At 72.1% G+C, this 20941-nt stretch carries 15 protein-coding genes; 8 read left to right on the top strand and 7 right to left on the bottom strand.

What is annotated here, in order from left to right:
• Positions 1 to 37 precede the first annotated feature (37 nt).
• Positions 38 to 1462, top strand: a complete 1425-nt coding sequence (gene glnA, locus FREUN1FDRAFT_RS21100) for a type I glutamate--ammonia ligase (RefSeq protein WP_006542203.1) — start codon at positions 38 to 40, stop codon at positions 1460 to 1462.
• 519 nt (positions 1463 to 1981) lie between these two features.
• On the top strand, positions 1982 to 3037 hold the full coding sequence (glnII, locus tag FREUN1FDRAFT_RS21095) for a glutamine synthetase GlnII (protein WP_006542202.1): 1056 nt from the start codon (positions 1982 to 1984) through the stop codon (positions 3035 to 3037).
• 147 nt (positions 3038 to 3184) lie between these two features.
• Here the strand turns inward: glnII and FREUN1FDRAFT_RS21090 are convergent, their stop codons facing one another.
• On the bottom strand, positions 3185 to 6340 hold the full coding sequence (locus FREUN1FDRAFT_RS21090; protein WP_006542201.1) for a bifunctional [glutamine synthetase] adenylyltransferase/[glutamine synthetase]-adenylyl-L-tyrosine phosphorylase: 3156 nt from the start codon (positions 6338 to 6340) through the stop codon (positions 3185 to 3187).
• The gene (locus FREUN1FDRAFT_RS21085) at positions 6337 to 7695 is read right to left on the bottom strand and encodes a glutamine synthetase family protein (protein ID WP_006542200.1); all 1359 of its coding nucleotides are present in this window, start codon (positions 7693 to 7695) and stop codon (positions 6337 to 6339) included. The genes FREUN1FDRAFT_RS21090 and FREUN1FDRAFT_RS21085 overlap by 4 nt, the downstream gene beginning before the upstream one ends.
• Before the next feature lie 243 nt (positions 7696 to 7938).
• Here FREUN1FDRAFT_RS21085 and FREUN1FDRAFT_RS21080 point away from each other — a divergent pair, with 243 nt between their 5' ends.
• On the top strand, positions 7939 to 9732 hold the full coding sequence (locus FREUN1FDRAFT_RS21080; protein WP_006542199.1) for an NAD+ synthase: 1794 nt from the start codon (positions 7939 to 7941) through the stop codon (positions 9730 to 9732).
• A 306-nt stretch (positions 9733 to 10038) separates the two neighbouring features.
• Positions 10039 to 10755, top strand: coding sequence for a hypothetical protein (locus tag FREUN1FDRAFT_RS21075; protein WP_006542198.1), 717 nt, complete (start codon positions 10039 to 10041; stop codon positions 10753 to 10755).
• A gap of 117 nt (positions 10756 to 10872) precedes the next feature.
• On the opposite strand, the gene thrS is transcribed toward FREUN1FDRAFT_RS21075, so the two are convergent.
• The gene (thrS, locus tag FREUN1FDRAFT_RS21070; RefSeq protein WP_006542197.1) at positions 10873 to 12849 is read right to left on the bottom strand and encodes a threonine--tRNA ligase; all 1977 of its coding nucleotides are present in this window, start codon (positions 12847 to 12849) and stop codon (positions 10873 to 10875) included.
• Positions 12850 to 13147: 298 nt separating this feature from the next.
• On the bottom strand, positions 13148 to 13792 hold the full coding sequence (locus FREUN1FDRAFT_RS21065; protein WP_006542196.1) for a TetR-like C-terminal domain-containing protein: 645 nt from the start codon (positions 13790 to 13792) through the stop codon (positions 13148 to 13150).
• 491 nt (positions 13793 to 14283) lie between these two features.
• Here FREUN1FDRAFT_RS21065 and panB point away from each other — a divergent pair, with 491 nt between their 5' ends.
• Positions 14284 to 15309: a 3-methyl-2-oxobutanoate hydroxymethyltransferase gene (gene panB, locus FREUN1FDRAFT_RS21060; protein WP_006542195.1), complete on the top strand. Its 1026-nt coding sequence runs from the start codon at positions 14284 to 14286 to the stop codon at positions 15307 to 15309.
• A 55-nt stretch (positions 15310 to 15364) separates the two neighbouring features.
• Here the strand turns inward: panB and FREUN1FDRAFT_RS21055 are convergent, their stop codons facing one another.
• Both FREUN1FDRAFT_RS21055 and npdG read right to left on the bottom strand, forming a co-directional pair.
• On the bottom strand, positions 15365 to 16195 hold the full coding sequence (locus FREUN1FDRAFT_RS21055) for a helical backbone metal receptor (protein WP_006542194.1): 831 nt from the start codon (positions 16193 to 16195) through the stop codon (positions 15365 to 15367).
• Between the two features lie 84 nt (positions 16196 to 16279).
• On the bottom strand, positions 16280 to 16963 hold the full coding sequence (gene npdG, locus FREUN1FDRAFT_RS21050) for an NADPH-dependent F420 reductase (protein WP_006542193.1): 684 nt from the start codon (positions 16961 to 16963) through the stop codon (positions 16280 to 16282).
• Positions 16964 to 17509: 546 nt separating this feature from the next.
• Between npdG and FREUN1FDRAFT_RS21045 the strand changes: the two genes are divergently transcribed.
• Entirely contained in the window at positions 17510 to 17728 is a 219-nt protein-coding gene (locus FREUN1FDRAFT_RS21045; RefSeq protein ID WP_006542192.1) for a hypothetical protein, read from the top strand.
• Between the two features lie 34 nt (positions 17729 to 17762).
• On the opposite strand, the gene FREUN1FDRAFT_RS39985 is transcribed toward FREUN1FDRAFT_RS21045, so the two are convergent.
• A complete protein-coding gene (locus FREUN1FDRAFT_RS39985) occupies positions 17763 to 19160 on the bottom strand; it encodes a tyrosine recombinase (RefSeq protein WP_006542191.1) in 1398 nt (465 codons plus the stop codon).
• An 82-nt stretch (positions 19161 to 19242) separates the two neighbouring features.
• Between FREUN1FDRAFT_RS39985 and FREUN1FDRAFT_RS21035 the strand changes: the two genes are divergently transcribed.
• Positions 19243 to 19998, top strand: coding sequence for a hypothetical protein (locus FREUN1FDRAFT_RS21035; protein ID WP_006542190.1), 756 nt, complete (start codon positions 19243 to 19245; stop codon positions 19996 to 19998).
• On the top strand, positions 19995 to 20891 hold the full coding sequence (locus FREUN1FDRAFT_RS21030) for a PKD domain-containing protein (protein WP_006542189.1): 897 nt from the start codon (positions 19995 to 19997) through the stop codon (positions 20889 to 20891). Before FREUN1FDRAFT_RS21035 ends, FREUN1FDRAFT_RS21030 begins: the two co-directional genes overlap by 4 nt.
• Positions 20892 to 20941: the final 50 nt, after the last annotated feature.

Genomic DNA, 20941 nt, shown 5'->3' with positions numbered 1-20941 from the left:
GTCAGTCATTGGAAGCCTGAAGAACGCTGGAGGGTGGATGTTCACGAACGCCGACGACGTACTCCGCTATATCCGTGACGAAAAAGTTCTGTTCATTGATGTACGGTTCTGCGACCTGCCCGGCGTCATGCAGCACTTCACGATCCCGGCGGAGGTCTTCTCCGAGTCGGTCTTCAGTGACGGTCTCATGTTCGACGGGTCGTCGATCCGCGGTTTCCAGGCGATCCACGAATCGGACATGCTGCTGCTGCCGGACCCGCGGACGGCCTTCGTCGACCCCTTCCGCGAGCACTCCACCCTCGCGATGACCTTCTTCATCCACGACCCGATCACCAAGGAACAGTACTCGCGGGATCCCCGCAACATCGCACGGAAGGCCGAGGAGTACCTGCGCGGCACCGGCATCGCCGACACCGCGTACTTCGGGCCCGAGGCCGAGTTCTACATCTTCGACGACGTGCGGTACGACTACACCCCGTACGGTTCGATGCACGCGGTCGACTCGGTCGAGGCCGCCTGGAACACCGCACGCAAGGAGGAGGGCGGGAACCTCGGCTACAAGCCCCGTTTCAAGGGCGGCTACTTCCCGGTGCCGCCGACGGATCACTTCACCGACCTGCGCTCGGAGATGAGCCGGGTGCTCTTCGATGTCGGTATCACCGTCGAGATGCAGCACCACGAGGTAGGCACCGCCGGCCAGGCCGAGATCGACATCAGGTTCGACACGCTGCTCAAGACGGCCGACAACCTGATGCTCTACAAGTACGTGATCCGCAACGTGGCCCGCGCCCGGGGCAAGACGGTGACGTTCATGCCCAAGCCGCTGTTCGAGGACAACGGCTCCGGCATGCACACCCACCAGAGCCTCTGGAAGGACGGCGAGCCGCTCTTCTACAGCCCCAACGGCTACGGCGGGCTTTCCGACACCGCCCGGCACTACATCGGCGGGCTGCTGCACCACGCGCCGGCCCTGCTCGCGTTCACCAACCCCACCACGAACTCCTACCGGCGGCTGGTGCCCGGCTACGAGGCGCCGGTCAACCTCGTCTACTCGGCGCGCAACCGCTCGGCCTGCTGCCGGATCCCGCTCGGCGGTGACTCGCCGAAGGCGAAGCGGGTCGAGTTCCGGGTGCCCGACCCGAGCTGCAACCCGTACCTCGCGTTCGCGGCGATGCTGATGGCCGGTCTCGACGGGGTCAAGAACAAGATCGACCCGCCGGACCCCATCGACAAGGACCTCTACGAGCTCCCTCCGGACGAGCTGGCCGCCGTCCCGCAGGTGCCCGGCTCCCTGGAGAAGGTCCTGGAGGCGCTGGAGGCCGACAACGACTTCCTCCGCGAGGGGAACGTGTTCACCGGCGATCTCATCGAGACCTGGATCGACTACAAGCGGGTGAACGAGGTCGACGCCATCCGGCTGCGGCCCCACCCCTACGAGTTCAGCCTCTACTACGACATCTGAGTCTCGATTCCGTCCCGGTCCTCCACCAGCGTCACCAATGGGGTTCCACCGTCTCTCGACACACCGCGCATGGTGGCCCTCGGTGGCTTTCGGTGGCTTTCGGCATGACCTAGGACTGCGCCGCGCCGGACCTCCGCTCCGCACCCGTGGTCCGGACCTCCGACTGGTCGGCGAAGACCTGCGGTCAGACCCACCGGAATATCCTCGGCAAGGCCGTGGCGGGATCGGCCGATGAGGCGGGGCCCGTGTCCGTGAACCCCTGGACACGGGCCTTCTCTCGTTACAGCCGCTTTTCCGTTCCGCATCTGTCGCGGCTCGCCCGGTATTCGCTTCGAGGCACGGCTTTGGCCGCCCGGCAACAACCGAGTGACCGAGAATTAACAAGACGGGAACTGATTGGAAACCGGGCCCGACCAAGCTCCGGACGAACCCTCCCGTCAGTCGCGGCCGGGGTCGGCCCTCCCCCGGCCGATCACACAGTCGCTCCGTCACGTGACACGTCAACCACGGGGAGTACTAGTGAGCTATCAGGCCGAATACATCTGGATCGACGGCACCGAGCCGGAGCCGTTGATGCGGAGCAAGACCCGCATCGTCAAGAGCGGCAAGGAGCCGGAGATCTGGGGCTTCGACGGCTCCAGCACCAACCAGGCCCCGGGGTCGAACTCCGACTGCGTGCTGCAGCCCGTCGTCACCGTTCCGGACCCACTGCGCGGTGGCGACAACGTGCTCGTCCTGTGCGAGGTGCAGCTGACCGACTTCACGCCGCACCCGACGAACACCCGTGCCATCGCCCGCGCGGTGGCCGACAAGTACGCCGACATGACCCCGATGTTCGGCATCGAGCAGGAGTACACGTTCTTCCAGAACGGCCGGCCGCTCGGCTGGCCGGCGGTCGGCTTCCCCGAGCCGCAGGGCCCGTACTACTGCGGCGTCGGCGGCGAGAAGATGCCCGGCCGGGCCATCGTCGAGCGTCACACCCAGGCGTGCCTGGACGCCGGCCTCGCGATCGAGGGCACCAACGCCGAGGTCATGATGGGCCAGTGGGAGTTCCAGATCGGCGTGCTGCCGGCGCCTACGATCGGCGACCACATCTGGCTGGGCCGCTGGCTGCTGCACCGCATCGCCGAGGACTTCGACACCACGGTCTCCTTCGCCGCGAAGCCGGTTCTCGGTGACTGGAACGGCGCCGGCGCGCACACCAACTTCTCCACGAAGCAGACCATGGAGAGCTGGGACGCGATCGTCACCGTCTGCGAGTCGCTTGCCCCCCGGGTTCTGGAGCACGTCACCCACTACGGGACGGGCATCCAGGACCGCCTCACCGGCAAGCACGAGACCGCCCCGTGGAACAAGTTCTCCTGGGGTGCCTCGGACCGCGGCGCGTCGGTCCGGATCCCGTGGGCCGTCGAGAAGGCCAAGAAGGGCTGGATCGAGGACCGCCGTCCGAACGCGAACATGGACCCGTACGTGGTCTCCGCGCTCATGATCGACACCTGCTGCAGCGCGCTGGCCGGCGACAAGCCGACCCTGTTCGTGCCGTCGCAGGGCGCCGAGGCCACCGTCACGGTCTGACGTCAGATCCCGCGGACGGATACTCGCGGGCGGGCCTCGCCGCCCGCGGGACCGCTCGTCCATCGGCTCCGGTTCGGCGCATCCCGTACCGGAGCCGGTGAACCGCCCGTCGGGTGCGCACCGATCCCCGGGTGTGACGGAAAAGGCTCACTGCTCGCGGCCGAGCACGTCCAGGGCGACCGCGTGCGCACGTGCCGCTGCCCGGCGGTAGTCACCGGGCAGCTGGTCCACCTCGTCGGCGGGGTAGCCGAGCGCGCGGGCGACCCGTTCCAGGCCGGGCGCCACGCCCGGAAGAAGATCACCGCGTTGCCCGGACGTCAGCATGACGCCGTTGCGCACCCGGGAGGCCAGGGTCCAGGCCGCATCCAGCGCGGACAGCTGCGCAGGCGCGAGCAGGCCGGCCGTCGCGGCCGCGCGCAGACAGGCGCGGGTCGCGGTCGTGCGCAGCGCCGGGACGCGGTGGGCGTGCCGAAGCTGGAGCACCTGCACGGTCCACTCGACGTCCGTCAGCCCGCCGGGACCGAACTTCACGTGCATCGCCCGGTCGACTCCGCGCGGGACACGCTCACGCTCCATCCGCCCGCGCAACCGCAGGATCTCGGCGATCGTGCCCGCCGGCAGCGCCGACGGGTAGCGGATCCGGTCCGCGAGCGCGCAGAACCGGGCACCGAGCTCGGCGTCGCCGGCCAGTGGCTCGGCGCGCAGCAGCGCCTGCGCCTCCCACCCCAGTGACCACCGGTCGTAGTACGCCGCGTAGCCCTCGACCGTCCGCGACAGCGGGCCGCCGCGGCCCTCGGGGCGCAGTCCGGCGTCCAGGGCGAGGGCCGGGTCGGGCCCGGGAAGCGCAAGCAGGCGGTGCAGCTCACCGATGACGTCGGCGGCGAGCCGGGCGGCCAGCGGCTGCGGCGTGCCCGGCAGCGCCTCGTGGACGAACAGCACGTCGGCGTCACTGCCATAGGACAGCTCACGGCCACCCAGACGTCCCATCGCGATCACCGCGAGCCGCACCGGCAGCGCCTCGTCGTCCCCGCCGGCGACGCGGCGGCGCGCGACGAGCAGCGCCGCCTCCACGGTCGCGGCGGCCGCGTCGGACAGCGCCTGCCCGACAGCGCCCACGTCCAGCAGACCGAGCAGGTCCGCGCAGGCGATGCGGACCAGCTCCACCCGCCGCACCGCCCGCGCCCGGCCGACCGCGTCCGCGGCCTCGGGGTTGCGTCGCGACACCGCGAGCAGGGTGCGCACCATCGCCTCGCGCGAGGTCGGCCGCAGCTCCTCCTCGGTGCGCAGCAGCCGCACCGACTCCGGCGCGCGGGTCATCAGGTCGGCGACGTAGCGGCTCGTCGCGAGCACCCGCGCGAGGCGGTCCGCGGCCCCGGCCGAGTCCCGCAGCAGGCGCAGGTACCACGGCGTGCGCCCCAGTGCCTCGCTCACCTGCCGGTAGGCGAGCAGCCCGGCGTCCGGCTCGGGTGCGTCCGCGAACGCGGGCAGCATGGCGGGCAGCAGGCGCCGTTGGATGACGGCGGTGCGGCTCACCCCGTTGGTCAGCGCCTCGATGTGGCGCAGGCAGCGCGCGGGCTGGGCGAAACCGAGCGCGGCGAGCCGGTCCGCGGCCTCCTGCGGGGTCAGCCGCATCTCCCCCGCCGACAGCCGCGCCACCGCCTCCAGCAGCGGCTGGTAGAACAGCTTCTCGTGCAGGGACCGGACGGTGCGGGTCACCCGCCGGTGCTCGTCCTCCAGCTCGGCGGCGCCCGGCAGCCCCATGCAGCGCGCCAGCCAGCGCAGCTCGCCGGGATCCCGGGGCAGGGTGTGCAGCCGGCGCAGCCGCTGCAGCTGCAGCCGGTGCTCGGCGACCCGCAGGAACCGGTAGGCGTCGGCGAACCCGGCCGCGTCGCGGCGGCCGACGTAGCCTCCGCGCCGCAGCCCGTCCAGGGCGTCCAGGGTGGCGGCCACCTGCAGCTTGGCGTCCGCCCGGCCGTGGACGAGCTGCAGCAGCTGCACGGCGAACTCGACGTCACGCAGCCCGCCGGGGCCGAGTTTGAGGTTGCGGTCGGCCTCGAAACGGGACAGCGACCGTTCCACCCGGCGCCGCATGGCCCGGACGTCCGTGACGAAGTCGGGGCGTGACGCCGCCGTCCACACCAGCGGTGCGATCATCTCGCCGAAGCGCGCCCCCAGTTCGAGGTCGCCGGCCACCGGGCGGGCCTTGAGCAGCGCCTGGAACTCCCAGGTCCGTGCCCAGCGCCGGTAGTAGGCGCGATGGCTTTCCAGGGTGCGCACAAGCGCGCCGTGCCGGCCCTCGGGCCGCAGGTTGACGTCCACCGGGAACAGCTCGCCGGCCGCGGTGGACGTGCCGCACACCCGCACGACACCCTCGGCCAGCCTGGTGGCGGCACGCAGCGTCGCCTCCAGGTCGGGCGGGGCGCCGACGCCGGGGTGGTCTCCCGGCTCCCCCGGCTCCCCCGGCGCCCCCGGTTCCCCGAGCGCCCCCGGCCCGTGGTCGGCGGCCGGTTCGGCGACGAACAGCACATCCACGTCGCTGACGTAGTTCAGCTCACGTCCGCCGCATTTACCCATGCCGATGATCGCCAGGCGGACGGGCACATCCGCCGGGCTCGCTCCGGCGCGGGCGACCGCGAGCGCGGCGTCGAGCGCCGCCCCGGCCAGGTCCGCGAGCTCCGCGGTGGCGTCGTCCAGCGACACGGTGCCGGTGAGGTCCCGCGCGGCGAGCACCAGAAGCGCACGCCGGTAGGCCAGCCGCAGCGCGTCGAGGACCGCCACGCCGTCCTCGCGGGCCCGGGGCACGGCGGCCGCCGGGTCGGCGCCGACCGCACGCAGCAGGCCGCGGCGGATGGCGGCCTGGTCCGACGGCCCCGCGGTGGCCTCGTCCGGGGCGAGGATCATCCAGTCCAGCGGATGGGCGACGAGGTGGTCCCCCAGCGCCGAGCTCGCGCCCAGCACGGCGATCAGCCGGCGGCGCAGACCGGGATTGTCGGCCAGTGCCGGCAACAGCCGGGGTTGTGCCCCGGCGGGCTGGGCCTCGACCAGCCGTTCGAGGCAGCGCAGGGCGAGATCGGCGTCCGCCGAGGCGGCGAGCTCGCCGATGATGACATTCACCGCGAGCCCGGCGGCAGGCCCGGCGGGCTCCGCGGGCCCTGCGGGCGCCGCCCCGTCCGGCGGGGGCAGCAGCCCGAGCCGGCTCATCGTGGCCGCGACCCGCTCGACGTCGGAGAAGCCCAGCCGGGCAAGCTGGGCGCCGACGGTGTTCCGGCGGGGGTCGACGCCCCTGGCCGGCCGGTCACTCACAACGTCGGAAGGTACCGGTCAATCTCGAAGGGCGTGACCTGGCGGCGGTACTCGATCCATTCGGAGCGCTTGTTCCGTAGGAAGAAGTCGAACAACTCGTCGCCAAGCGTCTCACGGACCAGCGACGAGTTCTCCATCGCGGTGATCGCCTCGGCGAGCGATCCGGGCAGCTCGGTGATGCCACGCTCGCGGCGCTGGGAGTCGGTGAGCGTCCACACGTCGTCCGCCGCGGGCGCCGGAAGCTCGTAACCGCCCTGGACGCCGCGCAGTCCGGCGGCGAGCATCAGCGCGAAGGTCAGGTACGGGTTGCAGGCGCTGTCCGGGGAGCGGAACTCGACCCGGGCCGTGTTCGCCTTGTTCAGCTTGTACAGCGGTACCCGCACCAGGGCCGACCGGTTGTTGTGGCCCCAGCAGACGTAGGCGGGCGCCTCCCGCAGCTCGCCGGCGCGCCCCTCACCCACCAGCCGCTTGTACGAGTTCACCCACTGGTTCGTCACCGCGGTGATCTCCGCGGCGTGCGTCAGCACCCCGGCGATGAAGGCCTTCCCCACCTTCGACAGCTGGTACTCGTCGGTCGGGTCGTGGAAGGCGTTGCGGTCGCCCTCGAACAGGCTCATGTGGGTGTGCATGCCCGAGCCGGCCTGGTCGCTGAACGGCTTGGGCATGAACGTCGCGTAGATGCCCTGCCGCAGCGCCACCTCCTTCACAACCTGGCGGAAGGTCATGATGTTGTCGGCGATGGTGAGCGCGTCGGCGTACCGCAGGTCGATCTCCTGCTGGCCGGGCGCGACCTCGTGGTGGCTGAACTCCACCGAGATGCCGAGGCGCTCCAGCACGCTGATGGCCTGCTGGCGGAAGTCATGGCTGATGTCGTTCGGGGTCAGGTCGAAGTAGCCCGACTCGTCCACCGGCGGCGGCACCGGGCCGCCGCGGGTCGGCGGATGCTTGAGCAGGAAGAACTCGATCTCGGGGTGGGTGTAGAAGGTGAACCCGGCGTCGGCGGCCTTCGCCAGGGTGCGGCGCAGCACCCAGCGGGAGTCCGCGGCGGCCGGCGTGCCGTCCGGCATGATCAGGTCACAGAACATCCGGGCGGTCATCGGGTGCTCACCGCGCCACGGCAGCACCTGGAAGGTGGACGGGTCGGGCCGGACGAGCATGTCCGCCTCGTGCACCCGGGCGAAGCCCTCGATCGCCGAGCCGTCGAACCCGATGCCCTCCGCCAGCGCACCCTCCAGCTCGGCGGGCGCGATCTCGACGGACTTCAGCACGCCGAGCACATCCGTGAACCAGAGCCGGACGAACCGGATGTCACGTTCCTCGAGGGTGCGGAGAACGAATTCCTGTTGCTTGTCCACGGGCCCTCCGCGCGTGAGTGCGGACTCGTCTGCACGGCGAGCCGAGTCATCATCCGGCCGTGCGTTCCGGTTCCAGGTCGGGACACGGTGCCACCGGGTGCTTCGACCCGAGAGTAGCGACTGATCGCACCTCGGGCTCCGCACGTTACAGCGAAGTTGCGCGGTCGCAATGCCCGGTGTCACCTGCGCCCCAGCAGCCCATCACCGACCGCCGGGCCGGCGATCGCGGCCTACGCTGCTGGTATGGCCCAGCTTCGGATCGCCCTCGCCCAGGTGGACACCACCGTCGGAGATCTGGACGCCAACGCCGACCTGGTGAGCTCCTGGACCAAACAGGCACTGACCCAGGGCGCGCATCTGGTCGCCTTCGGCGAGATGACCCTGACCGGCTACCCGGCCGAGGACCTCGTCCTGCGCCGCTCCTTCGTGGCGGCCTCCGCGGCGACGCTGGAGCGGCTCGCGGCCCGCCTCGACGAGGAGGGAACGGGCTCCGTCGCCGTCGTCGTCGGGTACCTCGACGCCTCCCCCACCCCGGCGCCGGCGGTCGGGCGCCCCGCCGGCGAGCCACAGAACTGTGTCGCCGTCCTGTGGCAGGGCCGCGTCGCCGCCCGCTCGGCCAAGCACCACCTGCCCAACTACGGCGTCTTCGACGAGTTCCGCTACTTCGTGCCCGGCACGACCTTCCCCGTCTTCCGCCTGCACGGCGTGGACGTCGGCCTCACCGTCTGCGAGGACCTCTGGCAGGCCGGCGGCCCCGTCGCCGTGGCCCGCAAGGTCGGGGTCGGGCTGCTGCTGTGCATCAACGGCTCGCCCTACGAGCAGGGCAAGTCCTTCCACCGGGACGAGCTGTGCGCACGCCGGGCCCGCGAAGCGGACGCCACCCTCGCCTACATCAACCTGGTCGGCGGCCAGGACGAGCTGGTCTTCGACGGCGACTCGCTCGTCGTCGACCCGACCGGGGCGGTCCTCGCCCGGGCACCGGTCTTCGAGGAGACCCTGCTCACCGTCGATCTCGACCTGCCCGCCCGCAACACCCCGGGAACGGCCACCGGGATGACCGGCCAGGTCGCCGCCGGCGACGGCACCATGATGGAGGTCAGCCACATCGTGCTGGCCGGCGAGCCACTGCCGGCCTGGGAGCCGCGGCCGCACCAGATCGCGCAGCGCCCCGACCCCGTCGGTGAGCTGTACGCCGCGGTGGTCACGGGCACCCGCGACTACGTCCGCAAGAACGGCTTCCGCTCGGTGGCGCTCGGCCTGTCCGGCGGCATCGACTCGGCCCTGGTCGCCACGATCGCGGTGGACGCCCTCGGCGGCGAGGCCGTGCACACGGTCGCGATGCCCTCGGCCCACTCGTCCCAGGGGTCGCTGGACGACGCCGCGGAGCTGGCCCGCCGCCAGGGCACCCAGCACAGCGTCGTCCCGATCGAGCCGACCGTCGCGGCCTTCCACGCGGCGCTCGCCGCCGCCGGCGGCCTGCACGGCCTGGCCGCGGAGAACCTGCAGGCACGGGTGCGCGGAACGCTGCTGATGGCGCTGTCGAACGAGCACGGCCACCTCGTGCTGACCACCGGCAACAAGAGCGAGCTGGCCACCGGCTTCTCCACCCTGTACGGCGACAGCGCCGGCGGCTTCGCCCCGATCAAGGACGTCTCGAAGACGATGGTGTGGGCGCTCTCCCGCTGGCGCAACGCGCAGGCGACGGCCCGCGGGGAGGTCCCGCCGATCCCGGAGGAGATCATCGTCAAGCCGCCGTCGGCCGAGCTCGCCCCGGGGCAGCTCGACTCCGACCGGCTGCCCGACTACACCGAGCTCGACGCCGTCCTCGACGACTATGTCAGCCATGACCTCGGCCGGGCCGAGCTGACCGCCGCCGGCCACGATCCGGCCACGGTCGACCGGGTGATCCGCCTCGTCGACCTCGCCGAGTACAAGCGGCGGCAGAACCCGCCCGGCCCCAAGGTGACCTCCAAGGCGTTCGGCCGCGACCGCCGCCTGCCGATCACCTCCCGCTGGCGCGAGCGCGAACGGGAATGAGTCCTCCCCCGTTGGCCGGGTCACCGGCTCGACCCTCACCCGGAGGCCGCGCGCGGAGCCTGGCGGCGATCTCGTCCAGGTAGGGGTTGAGTTGCCCCTGACACTCCCTCCGAGACAAGATCGAGACGGGTGTCGCTGCCCACCGGTGGCAGTCGGCGGCGTTCGCGGGGCCAGGGAGGTTCGGTTGCGCATCGGGTGTGCCAGTGGGCTGACGGAACAGCACTCGCCGCGAGTCGACCGCACGGGTCTTCGGAGATGTTGGCGATCCGCCGGCATCTTCGCCGCGGTGGTCGTCGCACTGGCCGCGTGCGGCGATGCGGTAACCGGGGCGACACCGGCCGCGCCTTCCGGCACGCCCGGGCTCCCGCCTGTCGTGCTCCCCGCCGGGCCGGGGGTGAACCGGTCACGCTCCGCTTCGTCGAGAGCCGACCGCTGCTCGATCTCGACACCGCCGCCGAGGCAGCCGTCGTCCACCGTTGCGCCCCGGGGAACATCCGCGGTCCGGTGGCCCCGGGCGGCAGCGCGCCGGGCGGCAGCGCGCCGGACAGCAGTGGCCGGCTGCTCGTCGCGGTCGACGGCCCCCTCGTGCTCGTCCAGAACAGCCGGGGTCTGGCCGCCTGCCTGGTCAACCTGGTCAGCCGCGACGGCCCACCGGACTTCTCCTGGTCCGACGAGCCCATGCTCCAGTGGTGGGCCTCGGACCGCGACCCCGACTTCTCCCGGCCGCCGGTGACACCGATCGAGGTCTTCAGTACGAGCACCAAGGTGGACGGCGTGGTCGACTGGGTGCGCCCGACCTGGTTCTGGCACGCCTTCGGGCGGGTTTCCCTCGAGGTGAAGGAACTGTTCGCCGTGATCCCGGACGGCGAGGCAGTCAACGTCGCCTTCGGCGACACAGGCGCGTTCGCCCTCTACTGGAGCAGGACGGTCGACAGCCCCGAACAGGCGGAGGCCAGGCCGCCGCTGTCACTGTTCGCCCGTGACGGCGCAGGTCGGGTGCTGCACTCGATGACCCTTCCCTGACCTCGGCCACGAGGGTGGGTCGGGGACCGGCCCGAACAGCGGCCCACGATGCTGGTCGCTGTTCCGTGGACTCCGTGGACCCGGCGTGGTCTCCGGGTCCACGCTCGCGTTCGCGGCTCAGACCTGGACGCGGCGCTCCACGACGTCGAGGATCTCGGCGACGGCCTCGTCCACCGGCACACCGTTACGCTGCGTCCCGTCGCGGAAGCGGAAGGACACCGCGCCCTTCGAGACGTCCTCGTCGCCTGCCAGCAGCATGAAGGGGACCTTCTGCTTCTGCGCGGTGCGGATCTTCTTCTGCATCCGGTCGTCGGAGGAGTCGACCTCCACCCGGATGCCGCGTTCCCGCAGTTTCGCCGCGACGTCGGCCAGGTAGGGCACGTGCTCGTCGGTGATCGGGATGCCGACGACCTGCACCGGGGCCAGCCACGGCGGCAGCGCGCCGGCGTAGTGCTCCAGCAGGATCGCGAAGAATCGCTCGATCGTCCCGAACAGCGCCCGATGGATCATGAACGGGCGCTGGCGGGTGCCGTCGGCGGCCTGGTAGGTCATGTCGAAGCGCTGCGGGAGCTGGAAGTCCACCTGGATGGTGGACAGCTGCCAGGTCCGCCCGATCGCGTCCTTGGCCTGCACCGAGATCTTCGGACCGTAGAAGGCGCCGCCGCCCTCGTCCATCACCAGTTCGAGATCCTGCTTGGAGGCGGCCTCGCGCAGCAGCTCGGTGGCCTCCGCCCATTCCTCGTCCGAGCCGATCGCCTTGCCCTCGGGACGGGTCGACAGCTCCAGGTAGAAGTCCTCCAGGCCGTAGTCGCGCAGCAGCCCGAGGACGAACTTCAGGACGGAGTCGAGCTCCTCCGGGAGCTGCTCACGGGCGCAGAACAGGTGCGCGTCGTCCTGGGTGAGCCCGCGCACCCGGGTCAGGCCGTGCACGACGCCGGACTTCTCGTACCGGTAGACGGTGCCGAACTCGAACAGCCGCAGCGGCAGCTCCCGGTACGACCGGCCGCGCGACCGGAAGATCAGGATGTGCATCGGGCAGTTCATCGGCTTGAGGTAGTAGTCCGCCCCGCCGTCGAGCTGCATGGGCGGGTACATGCCGTCGGCGAACCAGTCCAGGTGCCCGGAGATCTCGTACAGGTCGGACTTGGTGATGTGCGGGGTGTTCACGAACTCGTACCCGGCCTCGATGTGCCGGCGGCGCGAGTAGTCCTCCATGACGGTGCGGATCGCGCCGCCCTTGGGGTGGAACACGGCCAGCCCCGGGCCGATCTCGGTCGGGAACGAGAACAGGTCCAGCTCGGCGCCGAGGCGCCGGTGGTCGCGCTTCTCCGCTTCGGCGAGGCGGTGCTGGTACTCCTTCAGCGCCTCCCGCGACTCCCAGGCGGTGCCGTAGATGCGCTGCAGCTGCGGGTTGCGCTCGCTGCCCCGCCAGTAGGCCGCCGCGGAGCGCTGCACCGCGAACGCGGGGATGTGCCGGGTGGTGGGCACGTGCGGCCCGCGGCACAGGTCCTTCCAGCACAGCTCGCCCGACTTCGGGTCGAGGTTGTCGTAGATGGTGAGCTCGCCCGCGCCCACCTCGACCGAGGCCTCGGCGTCGTCACCCGCGCTCGACTTCAGCCCGATCAGCTCGATCTTGTACGGCTCGTCGGCGAGCTCGGCGCGGGCCTCGTCGTCGGTGACGACCCGGCGGGAGAACCGCTGGCCCGACTTGATGATTTCCTGGGCGCGCTTCTCGACGGCCTTGAGGTCCTCCGGGGTGAAGGGGCGCTCGACGTCGAAGTCGTAGTAGAAGCCGTCCTGGATCGGCGGGCCGATCCCGAGCTTCGCCTTGGGGAACAGGTCCTGCACGGCCTGGGCGACCACGTGCGCGCACGAGTGGCGCACGATCGCCCGACCGTCCGGCGAGTCGACGGTGATCGGCTCGACGACGTCCCCCGCGGCCAGTGGATGGGCCAGGTCACGCTGGCGGCCACCGACCCGGGCGGCGATCACCGACCGCTCGCCGTCGAAGAGCTCGGCGGCCGTCGTACCCGCCCGCACCACCCGCTCCTCGGCCTGCTGACCTCGCTGAACGGTAACGCGGACGTCGGACACCGGATTCTCCTGCGGCAGTGGACGGATGGCCGGGCGCACCCACGCACGCCCTGACCATGGCTGGTGATGAACTCTGGAGGCTGTTCATTTGTCGGGACGGCCGCCCACGCCGGCACCTGATGCCCGGCACCCGACGCCGGCCGGAGCCGGGCGGGGCCACGCACGCGCGGCGGGGTGCCTCCCCGATCGCGATGCTACCCGTGCACACAGAGCGCACCCACGCGATTTTCCGGCGGCGTCGACCAGCCCAGCCGCGGGGCGCTTCGGTCAGCGTCGGCCAGGCCAGCCGCGGGGAGCCTCAGTCGGCGCGGATGCCACCCAGAACGGTGTCGACGATCTGGCTTATCCGCGTCCCGCTCACCTCGTTGCTGCCGGCGGTGTACTGCCGGTAGGAGACCGGGCCGACGAGCATGTCCGTCGCCAGGTCGACGTCGAGGTCGGCCTTGAGCTCACCGCTGGCCACCCCGCGGCGCAGCACGTTCGCGACCTGTTCCCGGGCCGGGACGATCACCTGCTGGCGGTAGGTGTCGAACAGGTCGGGGTGGGACTCCTTCTCCGCCAGCACGCGGGGCATGATCCGCCCCGACAGCGTCTGGATGCTGTGCCGGCGCACCGCGTTCACCGTCGCGACCAGGTCGTCGCGCAGGGATCCGGTGTCATGCGGCTCGTGCGAGGTGGCCAGGGTCGCGAGCGCCTCGGCGACCAGGGCGCCCTTCGTCGGCCACCGCCGGTACACGGTGGCCTTGCCCACGCCCGCCGCGGCCGCGACCGCCTCCATGGACAGGCCCCCGAAGCCGTTGGCGGCGAGCTCCGTCAGGGTCGCCTCGATGATCAGCGGGTCACGCCGGGTGTCCCGGGGCCGCCCCGGTGGGCGGGCCACACCTGACGGTGGCCGGGACGAGTGTTCACGCGGGTCCGTCCCGTTGGCATGAGCCACCGACATCAGACCGCCTTGCCGGGTCGCCTGTGGAAGGCGTCGCGCCTGCGCCGGTCGCCCGGCCGATCCATCCGCATGCCCGCCGCCACCCGCGCCTTCTTCGCACCATTCACGTCACGCGGCCGTGGAGCACGGCCGCGAATGCCTGGCCCGGTCGACACCGGGCTCATCGTGCCGGTGTTTCCCGGCCCCGAGGATTTGTCAAGATCGGAGAGTACGTGCGTTCGACGCCACATGCATCTGATTGCGCGAACAACACGCCTGAGTAACGCACCCGCGCCGGCCGGCCACACCACACCCGACCGATTCCTCCACGACGTGCATCCGTCAGAACACCGCCCGCAGCCGTTCCGGCACAGCTGGCGACATCACCGGCACGAATGATGGCCCGGTACAGGCAGGCCCGCGCCAGACCTGTCGGCGACGGCCCTTTCGGTGGCAGCATGGAGCCACGCCGGGACGCGATCCCGCGCCCGGACGGCTCACCGGGAGTTTGTATGGACTCGTCGATCGGCAATTCCACCCCCTCCGCTGCGGGCGGCCCCAGCTCCACCCCAGCCGGCGCCGCCGACGGCAGCGACGAGGCGGCGACGCTCTACGGCGCGCCGACCACCGCCGCGACCGCCACCGCACCCCCCGCGACCGATGCATCCGGCACCACCGGCGCGCCCGGCGCGCCCGGCGCGCGGAGCACGATCCGCTCGACCCGTTCGATCCGCCTGGGCCGCAGCGGCCGGACGACGGTGCGCGACATCCGCGCCGCCAAGGAGCGGGGCGAGAAGTGGGCCATGCTCACCTCCTACGACGTCCTCTCGGCCGGAATCTTCGACGAGGTCGGTATCCCGGTCCTGCTCGTCGGCGACTCCGCCGCGAACACGGTCTACGGCTACGAGACCACCGTTCCGATCACGGTCGACGAGATGATCCCGCTGGTGCGGGCGGTGGTGCGCGGCGCGTCGAACGCGATGGTCGTCGCCGACCTGCCTTTCGGCTCCTACCAGTCGAGCCCGCAGCAGGCGCTGGAGACAGCCGCCAGGTTCCTCAAGGAGGGCGGCGCGCAGGCGGTCAAGCTCGAGGGCGGCGCGCGGGTGCTGCCACAGGTCGAGGCGCTCGTCGCCGCCGGCGTCCCGGTGGTCGGCCACCTGGGCCTCACCCCGCAGAGTGTCCACACGCTGGGCGGCTACCGCGTCCAGGGGCGTGACCGCGCCGGTGACGTGCTGCTCGCCGACGCGCTGGGCCTGCAGGAGGCCGGCGCGTTCGCGGTCGTGCTGGAGGTCGTGCCCGCCGATCTGGCCGCCCGGGTGACCAAGGAGCTGACGATCTCCACCGTGGGCATCGGCGCGGGCGCGGACTGCGACGCGCAGGTGCTCGTCTGGCAGGACATGGCCGGGTTGAGCGGCGGCCACTCACCGCGCTTCGTCAAGCGCTTCGCCGAGCTGCGGACGGCACTGGCCGACGCGGCGGCGGCGTACAGCGACGAGGTCTCCCGCGGGGTGTACCCGACGGTGGAGCACAGCTACTGACCGCCGGCCATCGAGCCGCCGGCCATGAGCCGCCGGCCAGCGGTCTGACCAGCGACTACTGGAACCCCAGCGCGTTCGCGAGGTCGGCCCGTGCCTGCACCAGGGACGGGCCGTACCACGTCAGCAGCCGGCCGGACACGCAGACCGCCCGGGCCTCGAACGACTCCGGGCCATCGGACGGGCTGAACGCGTACGGCTCATCCGGCAGCACCACCAGGTCGTGCGGTGGCAGCGCGGCGATGTCCACCCGCGGGTAGCGCTGCTCGGATCCGGCCAGCGCGTTGTCCACTCCGAGCCGGGCCAGCACGTCGCCGGTGAAGGTGTCCCGCCCGACAGCCATCCAGGGCCGCCGCCAGATCGGGATGATCGCGCGGCGGCGCGGGCCACGGAACGGTTCCGCCCACACCTGCTCCGCGGCATCCAGCCAGTCCGGGCGCGCCAGGCCGCAGCCCAGCCGCAGCATCCGGTCGAGGCTGCGCAGCGCCGCGGGGACGGTGGTCGGCGCGGTGACCCAGACCGCGAGACCCGCCGCCCGCAACGCGGCCAGATCCTCCGCGCGGTTCTCCTCCGCGTTGGCACAGACCAGGTCGGGCGCCAGCGCCCCGATGGCGGCCAGATCCGGGTTCTTCGTCCCACGCACCCGGCGCACCGCCAGACCGGGCGGGTGGGAGCACCAGTCGGTGGCGCCCACCAGCAGCTCCGGCGCGCTCGCCGCGACGGACTCCGTCAGGCTCGGCACCAGGGACACCACCCGCCGGACCACCGCCGGCACGGGCACCAGATCACCCAGGTCGTCACGGGCGCCCGAGTCGTCACGGGCGCCCAGGTCGTCACGGGCGGGCCCGCGGGACGAGCCCGGGAACGGTGCCGCCGGCGGGAATGTCATACGGCCAGTCTCACCCGAGCCCGCGCCGGGAGGCGCTTCGGACGTCTCCGCGGTCGTCGGTCGTCTCAGACGTCCTCAGAAGCCTCAGACGTCGGTGACCCGCAGGCCGGCGTGCGCCTTGTAGCGGCGGTTGACGGAGATGAGGTTCGCGGTGAGCGCCTCGACCTGACCGGCGTTGCGCAGCTTGCCGGCGTAGATGCCCCGCATCCCGGGGATCCGGTTCGCGAGCGCGATCACCGTGTCGGTCGCCGGGCGGTCGTCGCCGACCACCAGGATGTCGGTGTCGATGGACGCGACCGACACGTCCATGAGCAGGACCGCGGAGACGTGGTGGAAGGCACCGACGACGGTGCTGTCCGGCAGCACGGCCGCGGCCTGCTGCGCGGCGCTGCCCTCCTCGACCGGCAGCGCGAACGCGCCACCCTTGTCGAAGCCCATCGGGTTGACACAGTCGATGACGATCTTGCCCGCCAGCTGCTTGCGCAGGTCGGCGAGCAGCTCGCCGTGGCCCTCCCAGGGCACCGCGATGATGACCACGTCCGCCTGCTCGGCGACGTCGGCGTTGTCCCCACCCTCGACGAGCCGCCCGGCCCCGGAGAGCTTGGCGGCGGCGTCCCGACCGCGCTCCGCCGAGCGCGATCCGACGAGCACCCGGTGCCCGGCCAGCGCGAAACGGACCGCGAGCCCGCCACCCTGGGGCCCGGAACCGCCCAGGATGCCGATCGCGAGGGAGGAGACGTCAGGAAGAGAGGGCGCGGCTGAGGTCACAGACCCATCCTGCCCGAATCGGCCCGCAGGTGCCGGTGCGCGTCGCTGCCTGTGACTCCGCTCCCAGTTGCCCGGGTCATCCGCCAGGCCCCGGGGCGCTCACGTGGACTGGGCGTCAGATCCGACGAAGGCCCACGGTCAGCACAGATGCCACAACGGGAGACGGCAGGACATTTTTCCCCACCCCGCCGGCGCGGACACTCACCCGATAGTGGACTATGAGGGAACAACGGGGCAGCTACGATCGCGACCGCGACTCCCGGGCCGGCCTGCACCCCAGGCCCGACGAACAGCAGCGCGGACCTCAGGAAAAGCGTCGCGACCGGCGAAGGAGCAGGACCAGTGGCGGATCCGCACAGAACTCTGACCGCGACATGGAGCGCCAACGATCTGACACACCGTGAGGGGTGGCCTGCTTCAGGGAACCCCGAGCGTGCGTTCGTCCGAGATGGGCCGTACCGTTCCCAGTCACACGTACCCCAGTCATACGCACCAGACAGATCTTCGGTAGGTAGACCTTCCGAGTCAGGCGAGAGAGGTCGAGCAATGGCGGACGTATCGGTTCGCTTCGCGATGACGAACGACAGCGAAGTGGTGCTGAACCTGTCGCTGCCGCAGGCACTGCGCCTGATGGAAGCGATCGCGCGCAAGGTGGGCGAGACCCTGGCCGAGCGCAGCAACCAGTCGGTCGGCGGTGTCGGCGGGGTTCCCTCGCCCGCGCCCTCCAACGGCATGCCGAGCCTCGGGCCGTACACCCCGTCCTGAGCCGGCCTCCCGGTCACCGTCCTGAGGCGGGCGGTTACGTCCCCGCCTCGGGCGACCGGACACCATCACGATCACCTGCGCCGATCGGATCACCATCGCCGATCGGCCGCTCTCCGACCGGCGCCGGCACGGACGGTCTCGTCACCGCCGGCGCTGTCGCTGTTGCGGTCGTGCCTGAGCATGGGCACGGCACCGCCCGCGGATGCGACGACGTGTACACCTCGCGAAGATGGTCCATGGTCGTCAGGTCTGTGTTCTTCAGGGTGTAGATCTGGGTCGTGCTGACCGACGCGTGACCCAGCAGCTCCTGGACGACCCGTACATCCGCGCCGCGATCGAGCAGATGGGCCGCGAACGAGTGCCGCAGCACATGCGGTGACGCCCCGGTCACGCCGGCCGCATCCGCCGCCGCCCGCAACGCCGACCAGGCGCTCTGGCGGGACAGCCGGGTACCCCGCCGCGAGACGAACACCGCCGGGCCCACCCCCACCGCCGGATCGGCACCACCCACGGCATCGGCTTCACCCAAGGCCCCGGCACCGCCTGCGACGCCGGCTCCGGCGCCCTCCGCACCCGCCCCGCCAGCTTCAGCACGGCCTGCTCCAGCGCTGGCAGCTCCAGCACTGCCAGCTCCAGCACTGCCGGGGCCGGCCACCAGCAGCGGCCGGCCGGCCCGCAGATACCGCTCCAGCGCGATCACCGCGTAGCGCCCCAGGGGCACCACCCGGCCCCGCCCGCCCTTGCCGCGCAGCCGGACCGCGGACCCGTCCAGATCGAGATCGTCGAGGTCGAGCCCGACCGCTTCCGAGATCCGCGCACCGGTCCCGTACAGCAGCTCGAGCAGAGCCGCGGAGCGCAGCCGGCGGGCCGGGCCGGACTGGTCCGCCCCCGCGGCCGCCCCGGCCTGCAGGATGAGCGCCGTCACCTGGTCGACCGTCAGGGCCCGGGGTGGACGCCGCGGCGGCGCCGCCGGCCGGACCGGCCCGGACACGTCCGCGCTCACATCTCCCTCGCGGGCCGCGTAGCGATGCAGCGACCGCACTGCGACCAGCATCCGGGCGACCGACGCCGGCGCGAGCGGCGGATGCGACTCGTCGCCGGTGCGCAACGTGATGGCGAACTGCGCGATCTGCGCCTCGCCGACCGCGCCGAGCGACCTGATTCCACGCCCCGACAGGTGCTCGTGGTAGCGACGCAGATCCCGTCGGTAGGCGAGCACCGAGTTGCGCGCCAGCCCGCGCTCACCGTCCACATGATCGAGGTAGCGGGCGATGACCTGGCCCGCGTCGGCCCCCTCATCCGCCCCATCGCCCACCAGGCCACCGCTCGCGGCATCGGCCGGATCACCGACCGGATCAACGGCCGCGGTCGGGGCGTGGTCGTGTGCGGGCCCACCGCGGCGGGCGTCGCCGCCTTCCGCCGTGGTCATCATCGAACTGATATTAGGGCGCGCGGACGTCGGTTCGTTGATGCCCGTTCCCGACGGCGCCACCGAACGTCTATCGTGACACCCTGTGCGGACTGACGCTGAATCGTCACGTTTCGCTGCATGTCGGAGGCTTGTCATCGCCACTGTCTCGGCCGGCACAGTCCCGGTCGCCGCTGTCTCGGTCGTCCTCACCCTCTGCGCGGGCGTGTCGCTCGCCGGGTGCGGCGACGCGCAGGGCCGGTCGGCCGGCGCACCGCCCCCGGCCCGCCCCGGCTCCGCCACCAGCTCGGGGGCAGCGGCCGGCGCCGGAGCCGAGACCCCGGCAAGCACCACCACCGCCGGGCCCGACGCCACGGCCGCCACGGGCGCGGCCGACCCCGGAGAGTCCACCCCCGGCGGCACGGGCGGAGCCAGCGCCGGTGGGCCCGCGGCCAGGGACGACTCCCCCGCCGGCGCCGGCCGGATCGTCTCCGCCTACTACGGCGAGATCAACGCGGCCGCGCAGGCCGGCCGGGTCGCCGACATCTCCGCGACCGCGCTGCCCGGCTGCCAGACCTGCGCGCTCGACGTCGGCATGACCCGCTACCTCGACCAGACCGGCGCCCGGGCCGCCCAGGCACCCTACGAGATCACCGGCCTGGCCGCGGGAGCACGCCGCGGCACCGTCGTCGACGTCCGGTTCGCCGCGACCACCCGGGCGGTCGGGCTCCTCGACCCGGCCGGGCGCGACGCCGGCCAGGTGCCCGCGGTTCCGACCCGCTCCGCCGTCGCACAGCTCGTCCTGACCGGCCCGGGCTGGCGCATCCAGAACATCACCTACGCGGCGGGGCAGCGGTCATGAGCGACAGCCGCGCCCGGCCGCCGGCTTCGGCCCGCGCGGCCACCCGCACCATGCTGGTGGGTGTGGCGGTCATCACCGCGATACTGGCGCCCGGCGGCGGGCCGCTGCCCGGCGCCACCCGGCCGGCCCTCGCCGCACCACCCCCGCAGGCCGCCTGCACGGGAGCCGTCTGGGGCAGCTGCGACACCCGCGCCACGGACAACGGCTTCCAGTACCACTACCGCGGCGGCTACCTCACCAAGGTCCCGCTCGACGACGGCACCGGCGCCGGTGGTGGCTGCGGCGACGACTGCCCACCCGACCCGGACGCTGTGTGCGCGGCACTGACCGGTGTCGGTGCGGCCCCGGAGATGACCGCGGCGGAGCGGGCCGAGTACGACGCCCTGGTCGCCGACTGCGGGCCGGTCCTCTACGACCCCAACGGCATCGCCGTCAACGACCTCGCCGCCCAGTTCGCCGACTACCTGCGTGAGGAGCTGCTGCCCACCCCGAAGGTCGTCGTCCAGCCGATCGGGAACAGCTTCGCGAACCTGCCGACGATCATGTACACCGGCGTGCCCGCCGCGTTCACCTTCGACGTCACCCAACCCGTTCTGGCGACGATCAGCGCGGTCCCGCGCTACTCCTGGCAGTTCGGCGACGGCGAGACCGGCCCGGACGCCCCGGGCCGCCCCTACGACCCGGCGATCTCCCCCCGCGACCACCCGGACGCCTACGTCACCCACCAGTACCACCGGCCCGGGACGTACCAGGTGACCCTCACCGTGACCTGGGACGGCTATTTCACCGTCCCAGGCGTCGCCCAGGCCTTCCCGCTCGACGCCGTCGCCCTCACCGCCGCCACCCCGATCACGATCGAGGAAGCCGGCGGCGTCCTCGTCGGCAACGACTGACCGACCCCCCGACGGATGTCGGGATCACCGGAGCGGCCGTCCGCTCTGTG

It is taken from the genome of Parafrankia sp. EUN1f (assembly GCF_000177675.1).
Classification (GTDB): Bacteria; Actinomycetota; Actinomycetes; order Frankiales; family Frankiaceae; genus Parafrankia.
Note: the sequence above shows the minus strand (reverse complement) of the source record. Positions and strands in the feature narration are given on the sequence as shown.